Origin of the sequence: Mesorhizobium sp. M7A.F.Ca.ET.027.03.2.1 (genome assembly GCF_003999175.1) — a bacterium.
GTDB lineage: Bacteria > Pseudomonadota > Alphaproteobacteria > Rhizobiales > Rhizobiaceae > Mesorhizobium.
The window spans coordinates 1-4,014 of sequence record NZ_RZOM01000559.1 but is presented as its reverse complement, the minus strand read 5'-3'; the positions used below and the strand labels follow the sequence as shown (position 1 = coordinate 4,014).

Sequence of the window (4,014 nt, the reverse complement as noted above, 5' to 3'; positions counted from 1 at the left end):
GGTTAGTTTCAGCTACGTTAAAAACCGAAGCATCCGTTCGCGCCGCTCCGTGGCTACAAGCACTACGCCGATTGGGCGACCAACTTCGAGGTCAAGGGCATCATCGGCTACGGGCCGTCGTCGCCCTGACTATGTGGACCTGTCAGCCGGCTGTGAACAAAAGACCATGGAACTAAGTAGGATTGACTCGCCGGGGAATATATTCCTAGTTTGGCCGATGCCGGAATTGAGCAGCCGACCGCGCCGAAATGTGCAGACCCTGTGCCTTGCGCACGAAGTCGGGCAACTCATTCGTGTTCGATGCCGGCACTGCAACATCACTCGGCACTATCTGCCCGGCGATCTCGCAAAGCTTGTGGGGGATATTCCCTTTTGGGACGTCGAACGGCATATGCGGTGCGAGCGCTGCAAGCTTCGCGAGCTTGATGCCAGCATTATTTTGCCGAGCGCCGCTGAACGCTTGAAAATTCGGGTCAGGCGCCTTGTCGAAATCCGCATGGTTCGCCGGGTGATCTGGCGAGACGACGATTAAGAAAGCGGCTGATTAGTCGATCCTGCGGCCTAGAACAGAGACCCTTGAGTTGGCACCTGCTGCGGAAACTTGATCTGCGTGGCGGGCTTCTCAACAATCACCAATGCATCGTCCGGCGCTGTCTGCTGCAAATGCCTCGCTTCTGCCCACGGCGCTATAAGCCAGGCCTGGGCATCTTCCGGCGTGGTCAGGATCACGGGCATAGCCTTCTCATGGATCGGCGCGATGACGGCGTTAGGCTTGGTTGTCATGAAGGCAAATAGCTCGAAGTCGCCAGGACCATCCTTGACCTTTCTAACGCCTTGCCAACGGGTCCAGAAACCAGCGAAGAAGAACAGCGGCCGGCTCTCGTCACGCGCAAACCAATAATTGCGCTGGATGCCTGTGTCTGGGTCTTTGTCGTTCGGGGTAGGGCTGGGTTCGGCAAAGCTGGTCACCGGCACGACGCATCTGTGCTCGACGCCGACATATTGCTGCCAGTGCGAATATTGCGGATTGCGCACGTTGGTAGTGCCGTAGTCCGCCTTGCCTTTTATGCGTTCAGGTGGCGTTGGCAAACCCCAAAGCAGTTTCGCCAGCTCACGCTCCCCATCCGCCGTGTTGCGAACGACTAGGCCAGGCTGATTGGGATAGACGTCAAGCGAAGGCTCAAGGTTGCCGCTGACGTCGCGCATTGTGTGTGTCCATTGGCGGACCGCCTCTTGCGTCGTGGTAATATTGTAGAGGTTGCACATTCACCTAGAATTGCGGAATTGGCTTGTGTCCGCAACCGGATGTGCGGGAGCGCGATCTGCACGACATTGTCATCCTGACATGGCTTGTCAGCTACGACGCGGCCCGACGATGGCAGGGCAGTAAGCTGTTCCCTACTTGCAGTGCGTCTGAACAGGAGGAACACAAATGACCATCGCGGAAATTGCCAAGGATTTCACCGAGCTGCTCAAGCAGGGCGATAACGAAGCTGCTGCCGAGAAGTACAATGCCGATGATATCGTCAGTCTCGAAGCCATGGCGGGGCCAATGGCCATCTCCCATGGCAAGGAGGCTCTCAGGCAGAAGGGCCAGTGGTGGCAGGAGAACAACGAAGTGCATGGCGGCTCGGTCGAGGGCCCCTATGTCAACGGAGACCAGTTCGCGGTGCGCTTCAAGTTCGACATCACGCCCAAGGCCACCGGCGAGCGCGTCACCATGGATGAAGTTGGCCTCTACACGGTCAAGAACGGCAAGATCACCGAAGAGCGCTTCTATTATTGAGGCGGAAATGCCACCGGGAGACTGCTCTCTTCGCTGCCGGGTTGAAAACAAGCATGACGGCCAAGACAACGTCCTGGCCGTCATGTGGGAAGATCAGATCGTCTTCACATACTGCGCAAGCTGATCGGCCACCGTGCCCCAGCCGTCGAAGAAACCCATCTCTTCATGGTTGTTGCGGGTCGCCTCGTCGCGATGGATGGCGGTGGCGGTGTAGCGCGTGCCCTTGCCGTCCGGCTGCAAGGAAATGACAGCGGTGATGAAGGGTTCTCCTGACGGCCGGTAACCCGGCAACAATGCATCCGTCCACACCAGCCGCTCGTTCGGCACGATTTCGAGATAGCAGCAATGGCGGTCGTTGACCTCGGTTCCGTCGGGCGACTGCATGCGCGTGCGGAACAGCCCGCCCGGCCTGAGGTCGATCTCGCAGTCGGTGATCATCCAAGGCTTCGGCGTGAACCATTGCTTGACGTGCTCCGGCGTCGTCAAGGCGCGCCACAGCAATTCGCGCGGCGCATCGATGACGCGCTCCAGCACGAGGTCCAGCCTGGGATCCGGCTTGAGGGGATAGATCATTTTTCTGTCTCCTTGAGGGTCATCACATAGGCGTCGAACTGGTCGAGGCGGCGCTCCCAAAGCGTGCGCTGTTCGGCCAGCCAGTTTTCGGCGAGTTTCAGCGGCTCAGGTGCCAGCTGATAGGTCCTGACCCGGCCGGTCTTTTGCGAGTGCACCAGCCCGCAGCCTTCCAAAATCTTGAGATGTTCGATGAAGGACGGCAGCGCCATCTTGAAAGGCTGCGCGAGTTCGCTGACCGAGGCGGGACTGCGGTTCAGCCGCTCGACAACGCGGCGTCGCGTCGGGTCGGCAAGAGCGCGAAAGATGCCGTCGATCGGTGGAGGGCTCGGAGTTGGGGTCTGGAGGCTTGTCATTGATTGGTCCTGAGGCGCTGTCAAAACACTTAGGAAAATTCCTTAGTGTTGGCAAGGGCAAAACCGAAGGCCTGCCGGGGCAGCGCTGGCAAAGCGCGCAGAGCGTCCTTAATCTGCGGTCAGATTCGAAATCCGAAGGGCCACTGTTTTGACGATCACCATGTACGGCATCACCACCTGCGACACGGTCAGGAAGGCACGGGTTTGGCTGGATGGCCATGACGTGGCCTACCGGTTTCACGATTTCAGGGCAGAGGGACTGGACGCGAAGCGGCTCGATGGCTGGGTTGGCAAGGTCGGCTGGGAAAAGTTGCTCAACAGGGGTAGCACCACGTTTCGCGAGCTGCCGGACAACGACAAGCAGAGCCTCGACGAAAAGAAGGCCAAGGCGCTGATGCTGGCCAAGCCGACCGTGATCAAGCGACCGGTGCTGGAGGTTGGGGATCGGATTCTGGTGGGGTTCAAGGCTGATGTTTATGAGGCGGTGGTGAAGTAGGGCAGCGCATACACCTCACTTCGTCATCCTATGGCGAAGCAAGGAGCGGAGCGACGCAGCGCAGACCATAGGATCCATGCCGTGACTATCCGTGTTGCAACGGTGCAGATTCTACTCCGCTGCGCCTTTCGACTGAGGTCGCGGCATGGATCCTCGGGTCAAGCCCGAAGATGACGAAGGTCTGGCTAACGATGGCTAATTGTGAGCGCTTGCGCTGAGATACCCCGCCAGCGCCACCGCATTGTTATGCGCTTCATCATGCGCGCCATAGAGCAGCGTCACCTTGCCGTGGCTGATCAAGCCTCGCAATTCACTCACCGCCTCGCCGTTCCCGTCCAGCTCAGCACGATACCGCTCCTGAAACTCCGGCCAGCGCGCCGGCGCATGGCCGAACCACTTTCGCAGGTCGTCGCTCGGTGCGATGTCCTTCAACCACAGCGTCAGCGCAGCGTCTTCCTTGCTGACACCGCGCGGCCAGATGCGGTCGACCAGAACCCGCTGCCCGTCATCGGGCGCGGGTGGCTCGTAGATACGCTTGACCGCCAGGTCGAAGGCCATCGCACCCTCCGTACGGTCAAGCCCATTCACCCTTGCGCATGACGGGCACGCGGGCGCCGTCCTTGTGGATACCATCGATGTCGATCTTGTCCGAACCGATCATCCAGTCGATGTGGATGAAGCTCTTGTTGCCGCCGCGCGCCGCGATCTCGTCCTGGCTGAGCGAGGCGCCGTCGACGAAGCACTTCGAATAGCACTGGCCGAGCGCGATATGGCAGGCGGCGTTCTCGTCGAACAGCGTGTTGAAG

Annotated in this window: 8 protein-coding genes; 3 read left to right on the top strand and 5 right to left on the bottom strand. The window is 59.5% G+C overall.

Features of this window, described 5'->3' with window-relative positions:
* Positions 1-217: 217 nt before the first annotated feature.
* A complete protein-coding gene (locus tag EN750_RS22145; RefSeq protein ID WP_027036017.1) occupies positions 218-532 on the top strand; it encodes a hypothetical protein in 315 nt (104 codons plus the stop codon).
* A 29-nt stretch (positions 533-561) separates the two neighbouring features.
* Here EN750_RS22145 and EN750_RS22140 read toward each other — a convergent pair whose 3' ends face one another.
* Positions 562-1,266 carry an SOS response-associated peptidase gene (locus EN750_RS22140; RefSeq protein ID WP_127320782.1) on the bottom strand — a complete coding sequence of 235 codons (705 nt, stop codon included), beginning with the start codon at positions 1,264-1,266 and terminating at the stop codon, positions 562-564.
* A 166-nt stretch (positions 1,267-1,432) separates the two neighbouring features.
* Here EN750_RS22140 and EN750_RS22135 point away from each other — a divergent pair, with 166 nt between their 5' ends.
* Positions 1,433-1,786, top strand: coding sequence for a nuclear transport factor 2 family protein (locus EN750_RS22135; protein ID WP_127261632.1), 354 nt, complete (start codon positions 1,433-1,435; stop codon positions 1,784-1,786).
* A 93-nt stretch (positions 1,787-1,879) separates the two neighbouring features.
* On the opposite strand, the gene EN750_RS22130 is transcribed toward EN750_RS22135, so the two are convergent.
* Together EN750_RS22130 and EN750_RS22125 are read right to left on the bottom strand one after the other, a co-directional pair.
* Complete coding sequence (locus EN750_RS22130; RefSeq protein ID WP_127397643.1) at positions 1,880-2,359, bottom strand: SRPBCC family protein; 480 nt, start codon at positions 2,357-2,359, stop codon at positions 1,880-1,882.
* Positions 2,356-2,712, bottom strand: a complete 357-nt coding sequence (locus EN750_RS22125) for a metalloregulator ArsR/SmtB family transcription factor (protein ID WP_127397642.1) — start codon at positions 2,710-2,712, stop codon at positions 2,356-2,358. Before EN750_RS22125 ends, EN750_RS22130 begins: the two co-directional genes overlap by 4 nt.
* Before the next feature lie 160 nt (positions 2,713-2,872).
* Between EN750_RS22125 and EN750_RS22120 the strand changes: the two genes are divergently transcribed.
* Positions 2,873-3,208 carry an ArsC family reductase gene (locus EN750_RS22120; protein WP_245481766.1) on the top strand — a complete coding sequence of 112 codons (336 nt, stop codon included), beginning with the start codon at positions 2,873-2,875 and terminating at the stop codon, positions 3,206-3,208.
* Between the two features lie 195 nt (positions 3,209-3,403).
* Here the strand turns inward: EN750_RS22120 and EN750_RS22115 are convergent, their stop codons facing one another.
* Together EN750_RS22115 and EN750_RS22110 are read right to left on the bottom strand one after the other, a co-directional pair.
* A complete protein-coding gene (locus EN750_RS22115; RefSeq protein WP_127270292.1) occupies positions 3,404-3,766 on the bottom strand; it encodes a DUF488 domain-containing protein in 363 nt (120 codons plus the stop codon).
* Positions 3,767-3,782: 16 nt separating this feature from the next.
* The coding region (locus EN750_RS22110) for an aminopeptidase (RefSeq protein ID WP_145967832.1) at positions 3,783-4,014 on the bottom strand (232 nt) is incomplete at its 5' end.

Coding starts and splice junctions, on each gene's coding strand:
- EN750_RS22145 (WP_027036017.1), top strand. CDS start 218: ATGCCGGAATTGAGCAGCCGACCGCGCCGAAATGTGCAGACCCTGTGC.
- EN750_RS22140 (WP_127320782.1), bottom strand. CDS start 1,266: ATGTGCAACCTCTACAATATTACCACGACGCAAGAGGCGGTCCGCCAA.
- EN750_RS22135 (WP_127261632.1), top strand. CDS start 1,433: ATGACCATCGCGGAAATTGCCAAGGATTTCACCGAGCTGCTCAAGCAG.
- EN750_RS22130 (WP_127397643.1), bottom strand. CDS start 2,359: ATGATCTATCCCCTCAAGCCGGATCCCAGGCTGGACCTCGTGCTGGAG.
- EN750_RS22125 (WP_127397642.1), bottom strand. CDS start 2,712: ATGACAAGCCTCCAGACCCCAACTCCGAGCCCTCCACCGATCGACGGC.
- EN750_RS22120 (WP_245481766.1), top strand. CDS start 2,873: ATGTACGGCATCACCACCTGCGACACGGTCAGGAAGGCACGGGTTTGG.
- EN750_RS22115 (WP_127270292.1), bottom strand. CDS start 3,766: ATGGCCTTCGACCTGGCGGTCAAGCGTATCTACGAGCCACCCGCGCCC.